This is a genomic window from Actinomadura sp. WMMB 499 (genome assembly GCF_008824145.1).
Classification (GTDB): domain Bacteria; phylum Actinomycetota; class Actinomycetes; order Streptosporangiales; family Streptosporangiaceae; genus Spirillospora.
The window spans coordinates 912,085-934,681 of record NZ_CP044407.1 but is presented as its reverse complement, the minus strand read 5'-3'; the positions used below and the strand labels follow the sequence as shown (position 1 = coordinate 934,681).

General features: G+C 76.4%; 17 protein-coding genes. 8 read left to right on the top strand and 9 right to left on the bottom strand.

Annotated features, from left to right (window positions below):
- Positions 1 to 86 precede the first annotated feature (86 nt).
- From F7P10_RS04040 to F7P10_RS04025, 4 genes are all read left to right on the top strand, one after another.
- Positions 87 to 677 (top strand): hypothetical protein, encoded by a 591-nt coding sequence (locus F7P10_RS04040; RefSeq protein WP_151008138.1) that lies wholly within the window; start codon positions 87 to 89, stop codon positions 675 to 677.
- A gap of 141 nt (positions 678 to 818) precedes the next feature.
- Positions 819 to 1,037, top strand: a complete 219-nt coding sequence (locus F7P10_RS04035) for a hypothetical protein (protein WP_151008137.1) — start codon at positions 819 to 821, stop codon at positions 1,035 to 1,037.
- A 102-nt stretch (positions 1,038 to 1,139) separates the two neighbouring features.
- Positions 1,140 to 2,213 (top strand): LacI family DNA-binding transcriptional regulator, encoded by a 1,074-nt coding sequence (locus F7P10_RS04030; RefSeq protein WP_151008136.1) that lies wholly within the window; start codon positions 1,140 to 1,142, stop codon positions 2,211 to 2,213.
- A gap of 19 nt (positions 2,214 to 2,232) precedes the next feature.
- Positions 2,233 to 3,123 (top strand): ribokinase, encoded by an 891-nt coding sequence (locus tag F7P10_RS04025; protein ID WP_151017806.1) that lies wholly within the window; start codon positions 2,233 to 2,235, stop codon positions 3,121 to 3,123.
- On the opposite strand, the gene F7P10_RS04020 is transcribed toward F7P10_RS04025, so the two are convergent.
- Positions 3,096 to 3,524 carry a PH domain-containing protein gene (locus F7P10_RS04020; protein WP_151008135.1) on the bottom strand — a complete coding sequence of 143 codons (429 nt, stop codon included), beginning with the start codon at positions 3,522 to 3,524 and terminating at the stop codon, positions 3,096 to 3,098. The genes F7P10_RS04025 and F7P10_RS04020 overlap by 28 nt on opposite strands.
- 101 nt (positions 3,525 to 3,625) lie before the next feature.
- Here F7P10_RS04020 and F7P10_RS04015 point away from each other — a divergent pair, with 101 nt between their 5' ends.
- The gene (locus tag F7P10_RS04015; protein ID WP_151008134.1) at positions 3,626 to 4,558 is read left to right on the top strand and encodes a Ppx/GppA phosphatase family protein; all 933 of its coding nucleotides are present in this window, start codon (positions 3,626 to 3,628) and stop codon (positions 4,556 to 4,558) included.
- Between the two features lie 72 nt (positions 4,559 to 4,630).
- Here F7P10_RS04015 and F7P10_RS04010 read toward each other — a convergent pair whose 3' ends face one another.
- The 4 genes from F7P10_RS04010 to F7P10_RS03995 form a co-directional block, all read right to left on the bottom strand.
- Positions 4,631 to 6,667, bottom strand: coding sequence for a protein kinase (locus tag F7P10_RS04010; protein ID WP_151008133.1), 2,037 nt, complete (start codon positions 6,665 to 6,667; stop codon positions 4,631 to 4,633).
- A gap of 191 nt (positions 6,668 to 6,858) precedes the next feature.
- On the bottom strand, positions 6,859 to 10,131 hold the full coding sequence (locus F7P10_RS04005) for an error-prone DNA polymerase (RefSeq protein WP_151008132.1): 3,273 nt from the start codon (positions 10,129 to 10,131) through the stop codon (positions 6,859 to 6,861).
- A 21-nt stretch (positions 10,132 to 10,152) separates the two neighbouring features.
- Entirely contained in the window at positions 10,153 to 11,685 is a 1,533-nt protein-coding gene (locus F7P10_RS04000; protein WP_151008131.1) for a DNA polymerase Y family protein, read from the bottom strand.
- Positions 11,682 to 12,617, bottom strand: a complete 936-nt coding sequence (locus F7P10_RS03995; RefSeq protein WP_254716379.1) for a hypothetical protein — start codon at positions 12,615 to 12,617, stop codon at positions 11,682 to 11,684. Before F7P10_RS03995 ends, F7P10_RS04000 begins: the two co-directional genes overlap by 4 nt.
- 143 nt (positions 12,618 to 12,760) lie before the next feature.
- Between F7P10_RS03995 and mtnA the strand changes: the two genes are divergently transcribed.
- Positions 12,761 to 13,825, top strand: a complete 1,065-nt coding sequence (mtnA, locus tag F7P10_RS03990) for an S-methyl-5-thioribose-1-phosphate isomerase (protein ID WP_151008130.1) — start codon at positions 12,761 to 12,763, stop codon at positions 13,823 to 13,825.
- An 11-nt stretch (positions 13,826 to 13,836) separates the two neighbouring features.
- Entirely contained in the window at positions 13,837 to 16,038 is a 2,202-nt protein-coding gene (locus F7P10_RS03985) for an ATP-dependent RecD-like DNA helicase (protein WP_254716378.1), read from the top strand.
- Between the two features lie 24 nt (positions 16,039 to 16,062).
- Here the strand turns inward: F7P10_RS03985 and F7P10_RS03980 are convergent, their stop codons facing one another.
- From F7P10_RS03980 to F7P10_RS03965, 4 genes are all read right to left on the bottom strand, one after another.
- Entirely contained in the window at positions 16,063 to 17,253 is a 1,191-nt protein-coding gene (locus F7P10_RS03980; RefSeq protein WP_151008128.1) for a helix-turn-helix domain-containing protein, read from the bottom strand.
- Between the two features lie 16 nt (positions 17,254 to 17,269).
- Entirely contained in the window at positions 17,270 to 18,259 is a 990-nt protein-coding gene (locus F7P10_RS03975) for an alpha/beta hydrolase (protein WP_151008127.1), read from the bottom strand.
- 191 nt (positions 18,260 to 18,450) lie between these two features.
- Entirely contained in the window at positions 18,451 to 19,773 is a 1,323-nt protein-coding gene (locus F7P10_RS03970; RefSeq protein WP_151008126.1) for an aromatic acid exporter family protein, read from the bottom strand.
- A gap of 105 nt (positions 19,774 to 19,878) precedes the next feature.
- Positions 19,879 to 21,291 carry a glutamine synthetase family protein gene (locus tag F7P10_RS03965; RefSeq protein ID WP_218040369.1) on the bottom strand — a complete coding sequence of 471 codons (1,413 nt, stop codon included), beginning with the start codon at positions 21,289 to 21,291 and terminating at the stop codon, positions 19,879 to 19,881.
- Positions 21,292 to 21,412: 121 nt separating this feature from the next.
- Between F7P10_RS03965 and F7P10_RS03960 the strand changes: the two genes are divergently transcribed.
- Entirely contained in the window at positions 21,413 to 22,546 is a 1,134-nt protein-coding gene (locus tag F7P10_RS03960; RefSeq protein WP_151008125.1) for an amidohydrolase family protein, read from the top strand.
- Positions 22,547 to 22,597: the final 51 nt, after the last annotated feature.

The following is a 22,597-nucleotide window of genomic DNA, read 5'->3' as shown; positions in this document are numbered from 1 at the left end:
CCGTCCGGTTCCGGACGGTGCGGTCCGGGCGCCGTCGAGAACCTCCCACACGTCCGTGGCGTCGAAACCATCGATCGGAGGTGCGGATGAGGCGCGCGGGCATCGCCACCGGCGTTCTACTGCCGGGCATCGGGACCGCCGGACTGGCGAACCCGTTCCGCTGGGTCGGGATGGGGGGCCTGTGGGCGCTCTGGGCGAGCATGACGGTGATCGGGGCCGTCGTGCTCGTCATCACGGCCGCCGGCAAGAACGGGACCGGCCGCCTCCCGCCGATCGGCTCCTTCCTCCTCGCGATGGCGGCGATGGCGGTCGTGCTCCTCGCCGGCGTCGCCGCCGTCCTCGACATCGCCGACGGCGACACCGAGGACACGCGCGTCGTGGACGTCTCGGCCGACGGCCGGCTCCGGCTCGTCGTGCACGACACCTCGAACGTCATCGACCCGGTGACGGCCCTCTACGTCGAGAGCTCCGGCGGATTCTTCGCCAGGCGCGCCTTCCTGGGGTGCGTCAACCACGACTCGGCAGGCGGCACGTCCGTCGAATCCGCCCGCTTCGGCGGCGCGGACACGGTCATCGTCGGGGAGCAGCGCTGGACGCTGACGTTCGACCCGGACGGCGTCCGCGCGATCGACACGCTCCCGCCCGACGTGTGCACCGCACAGCTTTACACCGGCTGACCCACGCCCCCGCGCAGGGCGCGCCCGGCTGTGCCAACGTCGCCCTGCACGGTGTGACGTGCTCGCGGTGCGCCGGCCCGACAGACGCTCGGCGGCCCCCGCCCGCATGTGCGGAGAGTGCTTGATCGTAACGTTCTGTACATGGCGAACGGGGGTGGGGGCTGGGTCGGGCCGGACGGGCTGCGGGTGGCGGCGGTGCGGCTGTCGGGTGCGCACGGGACGTGGGCCGAGTTCATGGGCGTGCGCGGGGACGGTGCCCTGCTCGTGACCAGGGGCGGGGCGCTGGTGGGGCGGGGTTACTGCGGGACGGTCGAGGAGCTCGCGGAGATCGTCGATCTCGCCGAGCTGCGCCCGCGGTGACCGATCGTGAACCGCCGGACTTGCCAGGAAAGCGGCACGTCGTGTAATCGTTTACAAGAACGAGTGTGAAAACGATTACACGACCGGGCACGGGGAGGCGGGATGGCCGGCGTCAAGGACGTCGCGCGCGTTGCGGGCGTATCGGTCGCGACCGTCTCGCGGGTGCTCAACGACAGCGCCCGGGTGACGGCGGAGACGCGCGCGCGGGTGCTGGCGGCCGTCGAGCAACTGGGGTACCGGCCCAACGCCGTCGCCCGCTCGCTGCGCACTGACACCACCCGGACGGTCGGGCTGGTCATCGGCGACATCCTCAACCCGTTCTTCACCGAGCTGGCCCGCGCGGTCGAGGACGAGGCGCGCGGCGCCGGGTACTCGGTGGTGATCGGCAACGCCGACGAGCGGCCCGAGCGCCAGGACCACTACGTCCGGACGCTGCTGGAGCAGCGGGTGGACGGCCTGCTGCTGTGCCCCACGGCCGAGGTCACGCCGCTGGTCCGCGACGTCGTCCGCGACGGCGGCCCGCTGGTGTTCCTCGACCGGACGCTCCCGGGCCTGGACGTCCCCGCCGTGCGGGCCGACGGGACGGCCGCGATCGGCGAGCTGGTCGGGCATCTGGTGCGGCTCGGGCGCCGCAGGATCGCGTTCGTGTCCGGTCCGGCGCTGCTGTCGACCGGCCGGGAGCGCACGGCGGCGTTCACCGCCGCCCTGCGCGCGCACGGCCTGCCCGTCCGGCCCGGCTACCTGCAGGCGGGCGACTTCCAGGCGGCCAGCGGCCGGGCGGGCGCCGCGCGGCTGCTCGACCTGCCCGAACCCCCCGAGGCGATCTTCGCGGGGGACAACCTGATGGCCCTGGGCGCGCTGGACGAGATCCGCGCGCGGGGCCTCGCCATCCCGGGGGACGTCGCGCTGGCGTCCTACGACGACGTCCCCTGGTTCGCCCATCTCGACCCGCCGGTCACCGCGATCGGCCAGCCGGTGCAGGAGCTCGGCCGCCGGGCGGTCCGCGCGCTGCTGGACCGGATCGACGGCCGCCCGGTGGAGCCGGTGGTGCTGGACGCGCGGCTGGTGGTGCGCCGCTCGTGCGGCGAGCCCGCGGTAGCGGGATCCGACGAGACCGCGCCGGCGCCCGTCAAGGTCGCCATCCGCGAGAACGCCTCGCGGTTCGTCACCGACTGAGTCCGGAGGAGACACCGTGATGTGGGAAGTCGTCGTCGTCGGCTCGGTCAACGCCGACCTGGTGGTCGGGGTGGACCGGCGGCCCGCGCCGGGGGAGACCGTCCTCGGCACCGACCTCGTCGTCCATCCGGGCGGCAAGGGCGCGAACCAGGCGGTCGCCGCCGCCCGGCTCGGCGGCCGGACCGGCATCGTCGGCCGGGTGGGCGACGACGCCCACGCCGGCCTGCTGCGGGACGCGCTCGCCGCCGACGGCGTCGACCTCGCCCACCTGGCGTCGGCGCCCGGCCCGAGCGGCGTCGCGCTGATCACCGTCGGCCCGGACGGCGACAACAGCATCATCGTGTCGCCGGGGGCCAACGCCCGGCTCGCCCCCGCCGACATCGCCGCCGCCCGCGAGATGATCGCGGGCGCGGCGGTGGTGTCGTTCCAGCTGGAGGTGCCGCTCCCGGCGGTGCAGGCGGCGGCCCGCACGGCCGCGGAGGCGGGCGGCCGGATCGTGCTGAACCTGTCGCCGCCCGCGCCCGTCCCCGCCGACCTGCTCGCGCTGTGCGACCCGCTCGTCGTCAACGAGCACGAGGCCGCGTACCTGCTCGGCGGTGGCGAACCGGGCGACCCCGCCGCGACGGCCGGGGCGCTGCTGCGCCGCGGCCCCCGCTCCGTCGTCGTCACCCTCGGCGCCGACGGCGTGCTGGTCGCCGACGCGTCCGGCACGACGGCCGTCCCGTCCCCGAAGGTCGAGGCCGTGGACACCACCGGCGCGGGCGACGCGTTCACCGCCGCGCTCTGCCTGCGGCTGGCGCGCGGCGACGCCCTGCGCGACGCGGCCGCGTACGCCGCCCGCGCGGGCGCCGCGGCCGTCCGCAAGCCCGGCGCGCAGCCGTCCTACCCGACGCCCGCCGAGCTTCCGTGACGCAGCTCGCCGAGCGCGGCGGCGACGTCGTCGACCTCCGCGCCGAGGTCGAACCGGCTGAACAGGTGCAGGTCGTCGGCCGTCTCGATCTCCAGCAGCCGGGTGTGCAGCAGCAGCCGCCGCCGCTCGTCCACCCGGACGGCCGCGACCTCGTCCCACGGGATCCGGCGGCGGCCCGCGTACCCGGCCACCACGGTCACGGCGCCGGTGTCGGCCGCGACCCGGACCGGGGCGAGCACGTCCCGCAGCGCCAGCGCCGCCAGCCCGATCGCCGCCGCGCCCGCGAGCAGCAGGAACTGGCGGTCCCCGGCCGAGGCGGCGGCCAGAACCGCGGCCGCCGCGGTGGCGGCCCACTTGGCCGCGACCTGCGCGAAGGGCACGCGCCATTCCCGTTCGGCCATACCGGCCAGCCTACTGGTAAGGGTGATCCATCCCTGTTTCTCCATGCTTTGTCCGAGGTCTGGCGGTTCGCCGCGTGCGGCGGTCCGATAGTTTCGAGGCCATGAGACTCGGCGTGCTGGACGTGGGCTCGAACACCGTCCATCTGCTCGTGGTGGACGCCCACCGGGGGGCCCGCCCGCTCCCCGCGTACTCCCACAAGGCGGACCTGCGGCTCGCCGCGCACCTGGAGGACGGCGACCGGCTGTCCAAGCAGGGCGAGAAACTGCTGCGCGAGTTCGTCGACGAGGCTCTGCGGATCGCCGAGGACAAGGGCGTCGAGGACCTCGTCGCGTTCGCCACCTCGGCCGTGCGCGACGCCTCGAACGGCGAGGAGGTCCTGGCCCGGCTCCGGGACGAGAAGGAGGTGGGCATCGAGGCGCTGTCCGGGGAGGACGAGGCGCGGCTGACCTTCCTCGCGGTCCGCCGCTGGTTCGGCTGGTCCTCCGGGCGGCTGCTGGTCGTCGACATCGGCGGCGGCTCCCTGGAGATCGCCGCCGGCATCGACGAGGAGCCCGACGCCGCGTACTCCCTCCCGCTCGGCGCGGGCCGCCTCACCCGCGACTGGTTCACCGGCGACCCGCCGCCCGCCGACGAGGTGCGCAAGCTGCGCCGGCACGTCCGCGCGGAGATCGCCCGGCGTATCGGCGACATCACCCGCTACGGGCCGCCCGACCACGCGGTCGCGACGTCCAAGACGTTCAAGCAGCTCGCCCGCATCGGCGGCGCCGCGGCGACCTCCGAAGGACCGTTCCAGCGGCGGGTGCTGAGCGGGGAGAACCTCACCGAGTGGGCCGACCGGCTCGCCCGGATGCCCGCCGACGAGCGCGCCGAGCTGCCCGGCGTGTCCGAGCGGCGCGCCGAGCAGCTCGCCGCGGGCGCGATCGTCGCCGACGCCGCCATGGACCTGTTCGGCCTCACCGAGCTCGAGGTGTGCCCGTGGGCGCTGCGCGAGGGCGTCATCCTGGAGCGCCTCGACGCCATCACCGCCCCCTGACCGCCGCGACCGGCCGCCCCGCTTCCCGCCTCCCGGCCGGCCGCCTCCCGGCCGGCCGCCTCCCGGCCGGTGTCACGACCAGTCGGGCGTGCCGAGCGTCCCGGCGTCGCCTTCCGGGGTGAGCGAGCGGTCGTCGTCGCCGTCGGTGCGGGCCGCCCGGACGTCCTCACCGTCGCGCACGTAGCAGATCCACCGCCCGTCCGGCGACCAGGTGGGGCGGTCGGTGCTGCCCGGCACCTCGAGCTCGCGGCGGTTCGGCGTCCCGGTCGCGTTGATGAGCCAGATGTCCCGCTCCTCCGGGCCGCCGTCCCGGAGGCCGGGCTCCAGCGCGCTGTAGGCGATCGTGGAGCCGTCCGGGGACCACGCGGGCGCCCGCGCGTCGACGCCGTCCGGGGTCACCGCCCGCCATTGCTCGGGCGCGTCCGGGTCGAGCACGTGGACGCGCGGCGGGCCCTCCTCCGCCTGATGGGAGAACGCCAGCAGGCCCTTGGACGACCACGCCGGCTCGTGGAACCGGGCGTCGCCCTCCCGCACCGTCGCCACCGGCTCGGTCTTCCCGGTCCCGACCGCGACGGTGAAGATCCCCTCGCGTCCGTCCCGCTCGCCGACGTAGGACAGCCCCTCGCCGTCCGGGGTCCACGCCGTCGACTCGCCGGCCGTGTCCGCGACCTTCCGCAGGCCCGAGCCGTCGTGGTTCATCACCCACGCCGACCGGCTGTCGGAGTCGGAGCGGGTGAAGGCGATCCGCGCGTGGTCGGGGGACCACTGCGGGTTCCGGACGCACCACACCTCGGAGACGAGCCGCTCCGGATCGTCCGCGCCGGGGGTGTGCAGCCCGATCGCGTCGGCGCAGCCCCGGTCCAGGCCGATCGCGACGAGCAGCGGGTCGTCCGGCGGCAGCGACGACCGCCACTCCCGCACCCCGAAGCCCGCCGCCGCCCCGACGAGCGCGACGGCCGCGACCACGGCGAGCGCCCGCCCGCGCCGCGGCGGTTCCCGCTCCGGGAACGGCGGCGGGACGGGCGGCGGGACGTACTCGACCGGGGCGAGCGGCGGCAGCTCGGGCAGGTGGTGCGCGCTCGTTCCGGCGCTTCCCGAGCTCCCGGTGCTTCCCGCGCTCCCGGTGGTCCGGGCGGACGGCAGGGTGGGCGGCACGGTCGGCGGGACCGTGTGCGCCGTGCCGTGCGCCGTGTCGTGCGGTGCGTCCGGGAGCCCGGCCGGGAACCCGTCGCGGGGCGCGGGGACGGGACGGGCGTCGAGCGCGGTGGCCGCGTCGGCGTCGCTGTCGCCCCCGGCGAGCGCGAGCAGCAGGTCGCGGGCGGTCGGGCGGTGCGCGGCTTCCTTGGCGAGCGCGGCGCGGACGAGCCCGTCGAGCGGCTCCGGCAGGTTCCCGAGGCTGGGCTCGGCGTGCAGGACGCGCGCGGACAGCAGCTCGAACGACCCGCGGCCGAACGGGTTGTTCCCGGTGGCGGCGTAGCCGACGAGGCAGCCCCAGGCGAACACGTCGGCCGCGGGGGTGATCGCCTCCGCGGTGATCTGCTCGGGGGCGATCCAGCCGGGCGTCCCGATGAGCTGCCCGGTGCCGGTGTGGTGGTCGGTCTCGTCGAGCGCGCGGGCGATGCCGAAGTCGATGACGCGCGGCCCGGTGATGGACAGCAGCACGTTGCCGGGCTTGAGGTCGCGGTGGACCAGCCCGGCGCGGTGGATCGCGACGAGCGCGGTGGCGACGCCGATCGCGACGCCGTGCAGCATCGCGGGGGACAGCGGCCCGTCGGAGGAGATGCGTTCGCGCAGCGTCGGGCCCTCGATGTACTCGGTGACCAGGTAGGCGACGCCGTCCTCGGTGCCGTGGTCGAGGACCTGCGCGGTGCAGAACGAGGCGACGCGGGCGGCGTTGGCGGCCTCGCCGTGGAAGCGGGCGAGGAAGCGCGGGTCGTCCGCCAGGTCCGGCCGGACGACCTTCACCGCGACGGGACGGCCGTCCGGCGCGCGGCCGAGGTAGACCGCGCCCATCCCGCCCCGCCCGATCCGCGACTCGATCCGGTACGGGCCGACCCGCTCGGGGTCGGCGGGATCGGGTGTCGGGGGCTGCGGTCCCTGGCTCGCCATCCGCGTCCGACCTTTCTCCGCCTGCACGCAATGTGATCACTTTGGCACAGAGCGGCCGGTGCCGCGCCCACCCTGGCATGACGGATATCTAACCGGAAGCGGCGAGGCCGGACCCGGCCGATGCCCGCACGCATGCCGAGCGGGCCGCCCCGCCCCCGTCCCCGGCCCGCGCCGCTCGCGGGGCGGTCCCGTCAGCGGAAGTCGCGGGAGCGGACGCGGCCCGCGACCGGCAGCCGCCGCAGCCGGTGCGCGCGGATGTTCGCCACGCCGTCGGCGCGCTCCAGCCGGCCGCTCACCAGCAGCGCCTGCGCGTCCACGGCCAGCGCCCGGTGCCGCTCGAACACCTGCGGCGGGCAGATCACGTTGGCGATGCCGGTCTCGTCCTCCAGGCTGAGGAACACGATCCCGCCGGCGGTCGGCGGCCGCTGCCGGTGCGTCACGAGTCCCGCGACCAGCACGTTCGTCTCGCTCCGGACGCCGCCGAGCCGTTCGGCCGGCAGCGCGCCCAGCTCGTCGAGGGCGGCGCGGACGTGCGCGACGGGGTGCGTGCCCGACACGCCGGTGGCCCACAGGTCGGCGAGGGTCTCCTCGATCGGGGTCATCGCGGGCAGCGCGGGCGCGTCGGTGCCGGGCGCGATCCCCTCGAGCTGCCCGGGGCCGGCGCCCGCCAGGGCGCCCGCCGCCCACAGCGCCTCCCGCCGCGACAGCCCGAAGCAGCCGAACGCGCCCGCCGTGGCGAGCGCCTCCAGCGCACCCTGGGACAGCGGGACGCGCCGCGCCAGATCCTCCATGCCCGTGTACGGGCGGCCCGCCGCGATCGCCCGCGCCGGCTCCGCGCCGAGGTCGCGGACGCCGTCCAGGCCGAGCCGGATCGCGGGCTGCGGCTCGCCCGGCGCGTGCGGATGGTCCGAACGGACCTCCACGGGCTCTTCGAGGGTGGGGTGGACGTCGCTGGCGTTGACGTCCACCCCCCGCACCTCGACACCGTGCCGCCGGGCGTCCGACAGGAGGCTGTTCGGCGAGTAGAAACCCATCGGCTGGTTCGCCAGCAGGGCGGCCGTGAACGCCGCCGGATAGTGGCGCTTCAGGTAGGCGCTCGCGTACACCAGGTGCGCGAAGCTCTGCGCGTGCGACTCGGGGAACCCGTAACCGGTGAAGCCGAGGATCTTCTCGTAGACGTCCTCGGCGACGTCCGGCGGGATGCCGCGCTCGGCCATGCCGTCCAGCAGGCGGCGCCGCAGCCGCTCGACCCGCTCCGGCGCGCGCTTGGCGCCCATCGCCTGCCGCAGCTGATCGGACTCCTGCGGCGTGAACCCCGCGCAGTCCACCGCGAGCTGCATCATCTGCTCCTGGAACAAGGGGACGCCCAGTGTGCGCGCGAGGGCCTTCTCCATCAGCGGATGCGGGCACGTCGCGGGTTCCAGGTTCTTGCGGCGACGCAGATACGGGTGGACGGACCCGCCCTGGATCGGCCCCGGGCGGATCAGCGCCACCTCCACGACGAGGTCGTAGAACTCCCTGGGGCGCAGCCGGGGAAGCGTCGCCATCTGCGCGCGCGACTCCACCTGGAACACCCCGACCGAGTCGGCGTCGCACAGCATGTCGTACACCGCCGGGTCCTCCGCCGGGACGGACTGCAGGTCGAACCGGCGCCCGTGGTGCGCGGCGACGAGGTCGAACGTGTCGTGCAGCGCGGCGAGCATCCCGAGGCCGAGCAGGTCGAACTTCACGAGTCCCGCGGCGGCGCAGTCGTCCTTGTCCCACTGCAGGACGCTGCGGCCCGGCATCGTCGCCCACTCGATCGGGCACACCTCGCCGACGGGCCGGTCCGCGATCACCATCCCGCCCGAGTGGATGCCGAGGTGCCGGGGCAGGTCGAGCATGCGCCCCGCCAGCTCCCGGACGGGCGCGGGGATGCGGTTCTCGGTGCCGACCGGGTCGCGCGAGTCGACGCTCTTCGACCACGCGTCCTGCTGTCCGGGCGAGAACCCCAGCGCGCGCGCAGCGTCCCGCACCGCCATGCGCGGCCGGTAGCTGATGACGTTCGCGACCTGCGCAGTGCGCTCCCGCCCGTACTTCCCGTAGACGTACTGGATGACCTCCTCGCGGCGCCGGTGCTCGATGTCGAGGTCGATGTCGGGCGGACCGTCCCGTCCCGGTGACAGGAACCGCTCGAACAGCAGCCCGTGCCGCACCGCGTCCACGCCCGTGATGCCGAGCGCGTAGCAGACCGCCGAGTTCGCGGCCGATCCCCGGCCCTGGCACAGGATGCCCCGGTTCCGGCAGAACTCCACGATGTCGTGCACGATCAGGAAGTACCCGGGGAAGCCGAGCCCCTCGATGACGTCCAGCTCCCGCGCGATCTGCGCGTGCGCACCCGCCACCCGCTCCGCCTCCGGCGGCCCGTACCGCTCCCGCGCCCCCGCCGTCGCGAGCCGCCGCAGCCAGCTCGCCTCGGTGTGCCCGCCCGGCACCGGCCACTCGGGCAGGCGCGGCGCGACGACGTGGAAGTCGAACGCGCACTCCCGCGCCAGCTCGACCGTCCGCTCCCGGACGCCCGGGAACCGCGCCAGCCGCGCCGCCATCTCGCGCCCGCTGCGCACGTGCGCCGCGCCCGACGCCGCCAGCCACCCCTCCATGCCGTCCAGGCTCCGCCGGGACCGGACGGCGGAGAGTGCCTGCGCCAGCCGCGCGTCCGCGCCCGGCGCCGCGTGGTGCACGTTGTTGGACGCCACCACGCCCACCCCCACGCGGGCCGCGACGTCCGCGAGGACGTCGCACCGCTCGTCGTCGTCCGGCATCCCGTGGTCGATCAGCTCGGCGAACACGTTCTCGCGCCCGAACACCTCGGCGAGCCGCCGCAGCTCCCGTTCGGCCGCGTCCGGCCCGCCCGCCTCGAGCGCCGCCGGGACCGGCCCCTTGCGGCATCCCGTCAGCACCGCCCACGCGCCCCCGTGCGCGCCGGCGAGCGCCTCCTCGTCGTACACCGGACGTCCCTTGCGGCCGCCCGCGAGCTGCGCCCGCGTGATCGTCCCGCACAGCCGCGCGTACCCCTCCGGGCCCCGCGCGAGCACCAGCAGGTGCCGTCCCGCCGGATCGGGCGCCCCGGCGCGCGGCCCCGGCGCGCCCAGGCCCAGCTCCGCGCCGAACACCGTCGCCACCCCCGCCTCCCGCGCCGCCTCCGCGAAGCGCACCGCCCCGTACATCCCGTCGTGGTCGGTGATCGCCATCGTCGCGACGCCCCGCCGCGCCGCCTCCGCGACCAGCGCCGCGGGGTCGCTCGCACCGTCCAGGAAGCTGAACGACGAGTGGCAGTGCAGCTCCGCCCACGGGACCCCGCCCTCGACCAGCCGCGGGACGGCCCGTTCCGGTTCGGGCTCGGGCGGCTTCGGCGCCTTCGGCCGCCAGGAGAGCCGCTCCTCCAGCACCCGCCACGGCTCCGGCGGGTTGTACCAGCCGGTCATGCCGGCTCGTCAGTCATATGCTCAGTCATATGCCGCCTCCACGTGCCAGCGGCCGCCCTCGACGGTGACCAGGTAGGCGGCGCCGTCCTCGGTGACGACCTGGAACCGGGCCCGGCGCCGCGCCCGCTCGGGATCCCACCAGCGCTCGTCCGCGGGCCACGGACCCGCCCACGCCGCCACGGCGACCGGGCCGTCCCCGAGGGCGAGGGCGGCGGGCGGCGCCGAGACCGCGCCGCGCGCCGACACCACGACGTCCGCGCCCGCCGCGTCCAGCAGCCGCGCCGGCACCGGGTCGGCGGGGACGACCGCCGGTGCGGGCGCCGCGAGCCGTCCGGGCCACGGACCGTCCGGCCCGCCGCCCGGCGGCAGGTCCCCGACCGGGACCTTCGCCACCTGCTCGGCGGGCCCGCGGCCGCCGGTCAGCACCGGCCGGGTGATCGCCCGGTGCCCCAGCAGCGCCTGCACCCGGTCGGCCGCCCGCGCCACCGGATCGGTGACCCGCCCCCAGAGCGCCTCCTGCCGGCCCGTGTCCGGGACGAGCTGGTCCGGCAGGAGATCGAGCCGCACGACCCCGCCCCACACCGCCCCGTCGGAGGCGCCGTCCTCCGCGCCGTCCGGGGCGGGGCGCCACGCCGACAGCTGCCACCGCACCCGGTCGGCGACCGCGAGCGCCGACAGCCGCCCGTCGTGCCGCCACAGCCGCCGCGACTCCCGCCCGTCCGCGAACTCCACCGCGACCTCCAGCCGGACGCACGCCGCCCCGGCCGCCGCGAGCCCCGCGTGCAGCTCGTCCGCCAGCCGCTTCGCCGTGAACACCACCCGGTCGGCCCGCTCCGCGGGCGGCTCGAACAGCGTGTGCACGGCCAGGTCGCCGGCGCCCTCCACTGCCGCGAGCGGCCGCGGCTCCTCGCCCCGCGCGAGCCGGTGCGCGAGCGCGCCGTCCGCCCCGAACCGCGCCGCGACGCGTCCCGCGGGCAGCGCCGCGAACGCCCCGAGCGTCCGGATCCCGAGCCGCCACAGCAGCTCCGCCAGGTCGGGACGGCACAGGACCGCCGGGGAGTAGGGCGCCAGGAACGCCGCCGCGCCGCCCTCCGGCACGACCACCCCGCCGTTCCCGGCCCGCGCCGCGAGCTCCGCGGCGAACAGCCCGTCGGCGATCCCGGCGCCGCAGTCGTGCCCGGCCTCGACCACGGTGTCCTGCAGCAGGACCCGCAGCGCCGCCTCGCCGCCGTAGAACCGCGCGGCGCCCCGCACCGGCACCGCGAGCAGCCCCGGCCGCACCACCTCCACCTTGGGCGTCAGCTCCGCCACCGCCGCGACGACCGTCTCGAACGCGCGCCCCTCGGCGTCGGGGTCCCGGTCCCGCACGGCCAGGCCGGGGCAGCGCCGCTGCGCGTCCCGGAGCGCCTGCCCGCGCCGCACGCCTTCGGCCCGCGCCGCCGCCGAGCACGCCGCCACCCGCCCGCCCGTGACGGCCGCCCCCGGCGCGGCCGCGTCGATCCCGACCGCCGTGACCGGCCAGTCCGGGCACCACACGACCAGCACCCGGCTCACGCCGCGCCCCCGCCGCCCGGTTCGGGAACGTCCCGCTGGGCGCGGTCGGGCCGTTGTAGGGGGGACGTGCCGGGCTGTGCGGCCCGTCGTTCGGGGTGGGTGGTGCCGGGCTGGGAGACGTGCCGTTCGGGGCCCGGTTCCTCCGGAGAGCGGCCGTGACGCGGATCGCGGGCGGGCCCGTCCACGGGGGCGGGGAGGCGGTGCACGGGCGCGCCGTCGCTCACCCCGCCCGGCTCGCGGACGATCTGCAGGGCGGGACGCGCGTCGTCCGGGGCGACCGTGCCGTCCGGGGCGGGAAGCCACAGCCGGGCGCGGCGGCCCGCCCCCGGCGCGTCCCGTCCCTCGGCGACGACCTCGGCGCGGCGCCCCCGCAGCCGCCCATGGCCCGTGCCGAGGCCCTCCCAGGACGGCGCCGCGGTGCGCAGCCGCAGCCGGACGCCCGGCCAGCCGACCGCGCCCGCCAGCGCGAGCACTGCGCCGTGCCTGCGGGCGAGCGCGGACAGCCGCCGCACCGCTGCCGGGTCGGTCCGCCCCGGCGGGCGCAGCAGCACCAGGTCGACGGCCTCCAGCAGCGCCGCGACCACGTCGGCCCACCGGGCGCCGGGCTCGTCGACCAGCAGCAGCCGCTCCGGGGCGGCGCCCATCCCGGCGGCGGCCCGCACCCCGAACGCGGGCAGGCCGACGACGCCGCACCAGCCGCCCGTCCCGTCCGGGCCGCCGTGCCGGGACGCGCCCGCGACCAGCGCCGCGCCCAGCGACGCCGCGCCGGGCCCGTCGAGGCCCACGAGCGAGCCCGCCCGCAGGCCGACCGGGAGGACGGCGCGCAGCGCGGGCAGCACCGGGACCGCCCGCGCCGCACCCGTGCCCGGCGACACGGCGTCGAAGTGCGGGGCGTGCGGCGCGGTCGCGTCGCGCAGTGCCGGCTCGGCCACGTCCGTCCCCTTCCCGCTCCCGCCTAATTTCGAACACCGGTTCGATGGATGTCAAGTTTACGCAGGTCACGGGATGGTTCTGCGGAGCCCGGAAAGCCCTGCCGGGTAAGGGCGGACGCGACTTCCGAGGCATCATGGACACCATGACGACCGATGTGCGGACCATCGCCTGGACGGGCGACGCCCTGCGGCTGCTGGACCAGACCGTCCTGCCCGCCCGCGTCGAGCACCTGGAGGTGCGGGACGTGGACGCGCTCGTGGACGCGATCCGGCGGCTCGCCGTGCGCGGCGCGCCCGCGCTGGGCGTCGCGGGCGCGTTCGGCGTCGTCCTCGCGGTCCGGCAGGCCGGGCGCGAGGGCTGGGACGGCGCCGCACGCGACGCGGCGATCGCCCGCGTCCGCGAGGCCCGTCCCACGGCGGTCAACCTGGCGGCGGGGGTCGACCGGGTCCGGCCCCGCGTCCCGGCGGGGCTCGCCGCCGTCGAGGCCGAGGCGCGGGCCGTCCTGGCCGAGGGCGTCCGCGCGGACCGGGCGATCGGCGGGCACGGCGCCGACTGGCTCGAGTCCCGGTGCCCGGACCGTCCGCTCCGCCTCCTCACCCACTGCAACGCGGGCGCGCTCGCCACCGCCGGCCGGGGGACGGCGCTCGGCGTCGTACGCGAGCTGCACGCCCGGAACCGGGTCGAGGTGGTGTACGCGGACGAGACCCGCCCGCTGCTGCAGGGGTCGCGGCTCACCGCCTGGGAGCTGCACGAGGCGGGCATCCCGTGCGTGGTGCAGGCCGACGCCGCCGCCGCGAGCACGATCATGCGGGGCCTGGTGGACGCGGCGGTCATCGGCGCCGACCGGATCGCCGCCAACGGCGACACCGCGAACAAGATCGGCTCCCTCGGGGTGGCGCTCGCCTGCGCGGCCGCCGGGATCCCGCTGCTGGTCGCGGCCCCGTGGAGCACGGTCGACCGCGCGGTGCCGGACGGCGGCCGCATCCCGATCGAGGAGCGCCCCGGCGACGAGATCCTGGCGTTCGGCGGGACCCGCACCGCTCCGGACGGCGTTCCCGCGTTCAACCCCGCCTTCGACGTGACGCCCGCCCGGTTCGTCACGGCGCTCGCGACCGAGACGGGCGTGCTGGAGATCTCCGCGGGCGACACGCCGGAGCGCCGTCCACAACTCGCCGAACCCGTGCCGGTACGTCCGGCCCACCTGTGATCATGTCGGACGTGACCACTCCATCCCGGGCCGTCCTGGAGGCGGTACTCGAACGCATCACCTACGCCAACGACGAGACCGGCTACACCGTCGCCCGCGTCGCCACGGCGCGCGGCGGCGACGACCTGCTGACGGTCGTCGGGGCCCTGCTGGGCGCCCAGGTGGGGGAGAGCCTGCGGCTGACCGGATGGTGGCGTTCGCACCCGAAGTACGGCCGCCAGTTCGAGGTGGAGTCGTACACGACGGTGCTGCCCGCGACGGTCCAGGGCATCCGGCGCTACCTCGGCTCGGGGATGATCAAGGGCATCGGGCCGGTGATGGCCGACCGGATGGTCGAGCACTTCGGCGCCGACATCCTGCGGATCATCGAGGAGGAGCCGAAGCGGCTCGTCGAGGTGCCCGGCCTCGGCCCGAAGCGCACCAAGCGGATCGGCGACGCGTGGGAGGAGCAGAAGGCCATCAAGGAGGTGATGGTCTTCCTGCAGGGCGTCGGCGTCTCCACCTCGCTGGCCGTCCGCGTCTACAAGCAGTACGGGGACGCCTCCATCGACACCGTCCGCCGGGACCCCTACCGCCTCGCCGCGGACGTGTGGGGCATCGGCTTCAAGACCGCCGACACGATCGCGCAGGCCGTCGGCATCCCGCACGACAGCCCGGAGCGGATCAGGGCCGGGCTCCAGTACACGCTGTCGGAGGCCGCCGACGACGGGCACTGCTTCCTGCCGGAACCCAACCTCGTCACGGCCGCCGAGAAGATCCTCGAGGTCCCCCGCGAACTGATCGGCCCCGCGCTGGACGACCTGGCCGCGTCCGAAGGCGTGGTGCGGGATCCGGTCCCCGGGGACGACACGACGATCCCCGCCGTCTACCTCGTCCCGTTCCACCGCGCGGAGGGCTCCCTCGCGCGCGGCCTCCGCGAACTCCTCGACAGCCGGGAGGACCGCCTCGCGGCCTTCGCCGACGTGGACTGGGGAAAGGCGCTGCCCTGGCTCCGCGAACGCACCGGCACCGAGCTCGCCCCCGAGCAGGAGGAGGCCGTCAAGCTCGCCCTCACCTCGAAGGTGGCCGTCCTCACCGGGGGTCCGGGCTGCGGCAAGAGCTTCACCGTCCGCTCCGTCGTCGAACTCGCCGCCGCCAAGCGGGCCAAGATCGTCCTCGTCGCGCCCACCGGCCGCGCCGCGAAACGGCTCGCCGAGCTGACCGGGCACGAGGCCGCGACCGTCCACCGGCTGCTGCAGCTCCAGCCCGGCGGCGACGCCGCCTACGACCAGGACAACCCCCTCGACGCCGACCTCGTCGTCGTCGACGAATCGTCGATGGTCGACCTGATCCTGGCGAACAAGCTGGTCAAGGCCATCCCCCGGGGCGCGCACCTGCTGCTGGTCGGGGACGTCGACCAGCTCCCGTCCGTCGGCGCCGGCGAGGTGCTCGCCGACCTGCTCGGCTCGGCGACGATCCCGCGGGTGCGCCTCACGAAGATCTTCCGGCAGGCGCAGCAGTCGGGCATCGTCGTCAACGCGCACCGCGTCAACTCCGGCGACCACCCGCACACCCGCGGCTACCCCGACTTCTTCCTGTTCCCCTGCGAGGAGCAGGAGGAGGCGGCGGAGCTGACGCGGGACGTCGTCGCCAACCGCATCCCCCGCAAGTTCGGCCTCGACCCCCGCCGCGACATCCAGGTCCTCGCGCCCATGCACCGCGGCGCCGCCGGTGCGGGCGCGCTGAACACCCTGCTCCAGGAGGCGCTCACCCCGCACGACGAGGCCCGCCCCGAGCGCCGCTACGGCGGCCGCGTCTTCCGCGTCGGCGACAAGGTCACCCAGCTCCGCAACAACTACGACAAGGGAGAGGCCGGGGTGTTCAACGGCACCGTCGGCGTCGTCACGAAGGTCTCCCTGGAGGACCAGTCCCTCACCGTCCTCACCGACGAGGACGAGAGCATCGACTACGCGTTCGACGAACTCGACGAGCTCGCCCACGCCTACGCGATCACGATCCACCGCTCGCAGGGCAGCGAGTACCCGGCCGTGGTCGTCCCGCTCACCACCGGGGCCTGGACGATGCTGCGCCGCAACCTGCTCTACACCGGCATCACCCGCGCGAAGAAGCTCGTCGTCCTCGTGGGCTCCCGCCGCGCGCTGGCCGCCGCCGTCCGCACCGCCGGCGCCGGCCGCCGCCACACGGCGCTCCGGCACCGGCTCGACCACCGGTAGCGCGGCGGCGGGCGCGCCGCCGCGCTACCCGGGCGGGGCGCGGTGGAGGCGGCGCAGGACGAGCGCGAGGTGCAGGCGGAACCGCCCGGAGGCGTCGGCGAGCGACCAGCCGATGTGCCGCTCCGCGTGGGCGAGGCGTTCCTGGAGCGTCGAGTGGTGCACGCGCAGGACGGCCGCCGCCGCCCGGACGCTGGACGCGCCCGCGACGGCGTCGAGCGTCGCGAGCATCCACGGTGCGGCCCGCCCGGCGCGTTCGACGGCCGTCACGTCCGGGATCGCCGGGGTGTCCGGGCCGACGGTGCGGGCGAGCAGCAGCAGCCCGCCCGCCTCGTCCGCGTGCACGACGCGGGGCCCGGGATCGCCCGGGGTCCCCTCGGCGGTCAGCCGCAGCGCCAGCCGCGCAGCCTCCCACGAGTCCGGCAGGTCGCTCACCCCGACCGCGGGTCCGATCCCGGCCCGCGCCCCCTCCGGCGGGTCGTCCCGCGCCCCGCCGCGCCCCGCCGCGGCGCCGGCGTGCTCGAGCCGCCCGCGCGGAGCCGCGTCGCCCCCGCCCGCCCGGTCCCGGACGGGCCCGGGAGGGACAGGTGAAGTGGTTCCATGCGCGATATGTCCGCCTCCCGGGGCGGGGGCCGGCGGCCCGGTGCGGGCGCCCCCGGCGGCTTCGGCCTCGGGTCCGGCGGTCGCGGGGGCGACGCGGATCAGCGCGCCCCCGCCGTGCGGGGCGACCGCTCTGACCCGTGCGGACGCGGGCAGCCCGAGCCGGCGCGCGGCCGTCGTCCTGACCTCGGCGGAGGCGGCGCGGTCGAGGAGGGCCTCGAGCGACGCCGTGTCGTGCGGCGCCGCCCGTCCCCGGGTGCGGTCGAGGACGGCGGCGGCAGCGGCGGACGCCCGTTCCAGCACCATCGCGTCGGCGGGGCGGGGCGGGCCGGCGTGCTCGAGCCACAGCAGCCCGCCGGAGCCCACGGGCGCGCTCGGCCAGGCCGGGTCGGGGATCTCGCGGGGGGCGCTCGCGCGGCCCCGCTCGTCGACCCGGATCCGGACCCGCCGGGTCTCGTCGACGAGCGCGGCGGGGACGGCGGCCAGCACGGCCGCGCCCCGGACGATCGCCTGCAGGGTGGCGCCGTGCGCCGCCAGGTCGTCGAAGTAGGCGATGACGCGCAGCGCCGCACCGGCCTGCGGGTCCAGCGCGTCGAGCCGGACCGTCAGGTCCCTCACCGATCCCCCTTCCGCGTCACGCGGACAGCAGCCTGCGCAGCCAGTGCAGGCGGGCCGCGCGGGCGTCCTGCGAGATCACCGCCTGCGGCGCCATCATGTCGAACCCGTGGAACCCTCCGGGCCAGACGTGCAGTTCGGCGCTCCCGCCGGCCCGCCAGATCCGCGAGGCGTAGGCGACGTCCTCGTCCCGGAAGGTCTCGGCGGAGCCGACGTCGATGAACGCGGGCGGGAGCCCGGACAGGTCCCCGGCCCGCGCCGGCGCCGCGTACGGGGAGACGGCGTCGGTGCCGCGCGCGTCGCCGAGCAGGGCGGTCCAGCCGGTCCGGTTGGACGCGCGGTCCCACACGCCGAGCCCGGCCATCTGGACCGACGACGGCGTGTCGTTGCGGTCGTCGAGCATCGGGCACATCAGCAGCTGCCCGAACAGGGCGGGGCCGCCGCGGTCGCGGGCCATGAGCGCGAGGGCGGCGGCGAGCCCGCCGCCCGCGCTGGCCCCGCCGACGATGATGCGGCCGGGATCGACGCCGAGTTCGGCGGCGTGCCGGGCCGTCCAGAGCAGGCCCGCGTAGCAGTCCTCGACGGGGCCGGGGTGCGGGGTGCGGGGCGCGAGCCGGTACTCGACCGACACCACGGCCGCCCCGACGTCCGCGGCGAGGTCGAGCATCTCCGGCACGCCCATCCGGTTGTTGCCCAGCACCATGCCGCCGCCGTGCGTGTGGTAGATCACCGGGGTCGGGACGACGGACGCGGACGGGCGGCAGATCAGCAGGCTCACGTCCGGTGCGCCGTCCGGACCGGGCACGGCACGCTCCTCGACGGTGAACGCGCCGTCGCGCGCGAGTTCCTCGTTCGAAGGCGGTTCCATGAGCGCGGCCGCCGCGCTCAGCTCGGCGACCGCCTCGAGGTCGGAGAGCCGGCCGGGCGGGAGGTGCTCGTTGATGATCCGCAGGGCGGGAGCGAGCTCGGGGTCGAACGGCGGGGGCGGGCCGGGGAGGTGATCGGGCATCGTGGACTCCGGGGGTGGTGTGATTGGCGTCACGATCATTGCCGGGCCGGCGCCGCGGGATCGACCGCCGATCGGCGGATTCTACCCGCCGGACGGCGGGGCGCCACGGCCGCGCCCGCCCGCGCCCGGGCGCCCGGAGGTCTGCGCGCCCGGAGGTCTGCGCGCCCGGAGGTCTGCGCGCCCGGAGGCCGCTACGCGCCGGGCGGGCGGCGGCGCGGCCGCAGCTCCTCGTCGGTCTCCCGCGCGTGCTCCTCGGCGGCGGCCGCCGCGGACCCGGCGGCGCGGCGCAGCTGCGAGCCCGCCTGCCGGACGACCTTCGCGGGGCGTTCGGGCAGGTGCCGGGCGGTTCCCCGGTGCCGCCGCCACTGCTCGCGGGCGCGGCGGCGGTGCTCGACGCGGAGCTGCTCGACGAGGCGGTCGATGTCCATCGAGATCTCCCCGTACAGCGGCCACAGGTCTCCGGCGGCGGCCCGCTCGTGCAGTTCGTTCGCGAGCCGGGCCCGCCGCTCGCGGGCGATGTCGACCCGCACCTCGAGGTTCTGCTCGGCCTTGAACGGACGGGCGCGGCGGTCCAGGTCGGAGCGGGCGAGGCGCCCGTAGGCGGCGATGCCGTCGGCGACGCCGGCGAGCGCGTCGGCGAGCCGGGGCCGCAGCACCGGATCGGTGAGCAGCCGCCCGTGCCGGCCGAGCCGCTCGTCGTCGACGAGGGAGCGGGTGAGGCCGCGCAGGGTGAGGGTGAAGTGCTCCATGGTCTCCATGGCGTTGCGCAGCGCGACGCCCGCGTCCACGATCCGCCAGGCGCGCGGGTTGAGCTTGACGCTCTGCTCGGCGGCGCCGAGCGCCTGGTCGGTGCGGGCCAGGTCGCGGGCGAGGCGCTCGGTCTCCTGCTGCCAGTGGAGGGCCTCGCCGGGGGTTCGCTCGTCGCGCAGCCCCTCGGCGATGTCGGAGATGAGCTTGCGCAGCCGTTCGGAGATGTCGGCGACCGCCTCCTCGGCGGGGCGGACCCGCACCGACGGGACGAGGAACCCCGCGACCAGGCCGGTGGCCGCGCCGACGATCGTCTCCATGAACCGGGCGAGGGCCCCGGACTCGCTGGCCGCGCCCAGCGCGAAGATCAGCATGGCGCTGATCGCCGCCTCCAGCACGTGCTCGCGCAGCCGCAGCGCGTGCCCGATCGACAGCGCGGCGAGGATCGCGAGCCCGAGCGTCCACCAGGTGAACCCGATGGTCTCGGAGAACAGCACCGCGACCAGCACCCCGGAGGTGACCGCGCCGACCCGCAGGATCCCGGCGCGGATCGTGTCGTACACCGAGTACTGGGTGACCAGCAGCGCGGTCAGCGGCGACAGCAGCGGCGGCGCCTCCGAGGGCAGCAGGTACAGCGCCAGGAGGTACGACACCGTCGCGGTGATCGTCAGCCTGGCGATGCGGTACACGTCGGAGGGCACCTCGATCGCGACGCTGAAGGGCGATCGTCCGGTGCGGTCCGGCCTGCGGATGAACGGGATGGGCATCGGTGAACACGGGTCGGGTACTGGGCCGTACGGGCTCCGGGCGGAGCGAGGACGCGCGGAGGCCGTACAGCTCCCGTGTGCCCACCGGGGCCCGGTTCACTCCACTCAGTGCCGCCAGCGGGTGGCGGCCGCGACCTGCTCGGGCGTCGCGCCGGCCAGCAGCTCGGCCTCGCCGCGCCGGACGGCCGCGACGGTGTCGACGACGGCCTCGCCGAGCGCGTCGCGGAGCACGTCGTCCTGCTCGAACGCCGCGACGGCCTCGTCGAGGGACGACGGCAGCGGCGCGATCCCGCGGCCCGCGCGCTCCTCCTCGGTGAGGGACGCCGGGTCGACGCCGACCGGTTCGGGCAGCGTGAGCCCGGCGGCGAGCCCGTCCCGTCCGGCGGCCAGCAGCGCGGCCAGCGCCAGGTAGGGGTTCGCGGCCGGGTCGAAGCACTTGACCTCCAGGTTGGCGGCCTCGTCGCGCTCGCCCTGGACGCCGGTGACGAACCGCAGCGCGGCCTCGCGGTTCTCCAGGCCCCAGCACGCGAACGCGCCCGCCCAGTGGGCCGGGACGAGCCGCAGGTAGCTGGCGACCGACGGCGCCCCGATCGCGAGCAGCGCGGGGAGCCGCCGCAGGATCCCGGCGGCGAACGCCTCCCCGTGCGCGCTCATCCCGCACGGCCCGGCGCCGCCCGCCATCGCGTTGCCGGGGCCGTCCCCGCCGTTCCGCCGCCACAGGCTGAGGTGGACGTGCCCGCCGTTGCCGACCGCGTCCGCCTCCACCTTCGGGGAGAAGGACGCCCGCATCCCGTGCCGCAGCGTCACCGCCCGGACCGTCTCCCGGACCAGGACGGCGGTGTCGGCGGCGGCGATCGGGCCCTCGGCGGCCACCGAGACCTCGAACTGGCCGGCCGCGTACTCGGGGTGCAGCTGCAGGACGGTCACGCCGCTCCGGGCGAGGTCGGCCAGCAGTTCCCGCAGGTACCCCGACAGCTCGGTGACGCGCGTCATCCCGTACGCGGGGCCGCTCGCCGCCGGGACGAACGCGTCGCCGTCCCCGGCCGACACCGCCCACTCGATCTCGAACGCGGCTCGCGCCTCCCAGCCGTGCTCGGCGAGCCGCACGACCTCCCGGTGCAGCACGGCGCGGGCGTCCAGCGGGTGCACCGTCCCGTCCTGCGCGAACCGGACGGCGGGCGCCTGGGCCCAGCCGGGCAGTGCCGCCAGGGGCACGACCCGGTCCAGGACGGGGTGCAGCCGCAGGTCGCCGACGGGCCCGCCGATGTGCCGCCCGGAGACGATCGAGTCGTCCAGCAGGTACACGTCGAACACCGGGGACATCCCGACGCCCCAGGTGGCGGCGTGCTCGAGCCGGTTGATCGGGACGGTCTTGGTGCGCGTGATCCCGCTGACGTCCACCCAGGTCAGAGCGACGGCCACGACGTCCTGGCCGGCGAGCCGGCGGGCGGTCTCGGCGGCGCGCGCGCCCATCTGGGCACGATCGCCGTCGCCGAGGGTCGCTGGGATCTGTTCCACGTTCGATCTCCGTTTTCCGTGTTCGCGGGGTGCCGGGCCGGTGACGCTGGAGCGTTCCCGGCCACCACGGCATCGTAGGAACATCTTCCCGGCGTTTCCGGGAAGGGCCTGCTGTCGGGACATGTCGCGGGGGAGGAAGCGGGCCGTGCTGGAGTACCTGGAGTCGCTGCCGCTCGTCGATCACCACTGCCACGGGGTGTTCGAGGCCGATCTGGACCGGTCCGCGTTCGAGGCGGCGCTGACCGAGGCCGACGCGGCCGGGCCGCCCGGCGCGTCGCTGTTCGACTCGCAGATCGGGTTCGCGCTGCGCCGCTGGTGCCCGCCCGTCCTGGACCTGGACGCGCACGCCGAGCCCGACGACTACCTGGAGCGCCGCGCCGACCTGGGCGCCGCCGAGGTGAACCGGCGCTTCCTCGCCGCCGCGGGGCTGCGCGCCCTGTGCGTGGACACGGGCCACGCCCCGCGGCCGATCCTCGATCCGGCCGCGCTGGGGGAGCTGGCCGGGGCGGACGCCCACGAGGTGCTGCGGCTCGAGACGGTCGCCGAGCGGGTCGCCGCGGAGGGCGTGGACGCGTCGGCGTTCGCCGCCGAGGTCCGGTCCCGGATCGAGGCCCGCGCGCCGTCGGTGGTCGCCGCCAAGTCGGTCGCCGCGTACCGGGCGGGGCTGGAGATGCCGGGGCACCGGCCGTCGGAGGCCGAGATCGCGGCGGCCGCCGGGCGGCTCATGCGGCACCTGGAGCCGCGCGTCGGCGAGGAGCCGCTGCACCGCTTCCTGGTGTGGTGCGCGGTGGACGCGGGCCTGCCCGTCCAGTTCCACGTCGGGTACGGGGACGTCGACGCCGACCTGCGCCGCGGCGACCCGCTGCTGCTGGTCGGGTTGCTGCGGGCGATGAACGACGCGGGCGTCCCGGCGATGCTCCTGCACAACTACCCGTTCCACCGGAACGCGGGATACCTGGCGCAGGTCCTTCCGAACGTGTACGTCGACGCCGGTCTCGCGATGAACAACCTCGGCCACCGCGCGCACGTGCTGCTGTCCGAGCTGCTGGAGCTGGCGCCGTTCGGGAAGGTGCTGTTCTCCTCCGACGCCTACGGCCTCGCCGAGCTGTACCACTTGGGGGCGCTGCTGTTCCGGCACGCCCTCGCGGGGCAGCTCGCCGGGGGAGTGGACGACGGCGCGTGGACGGCCGGCGACGCGCGGCGCGTCGCCGAGATGATCACCCGCCGCAACGCGGAACGGATCTACGGCCTCTGAACTCCCGATACCCTCGGAAAACGATCACCCGGAGACGATCACCGGGTACGG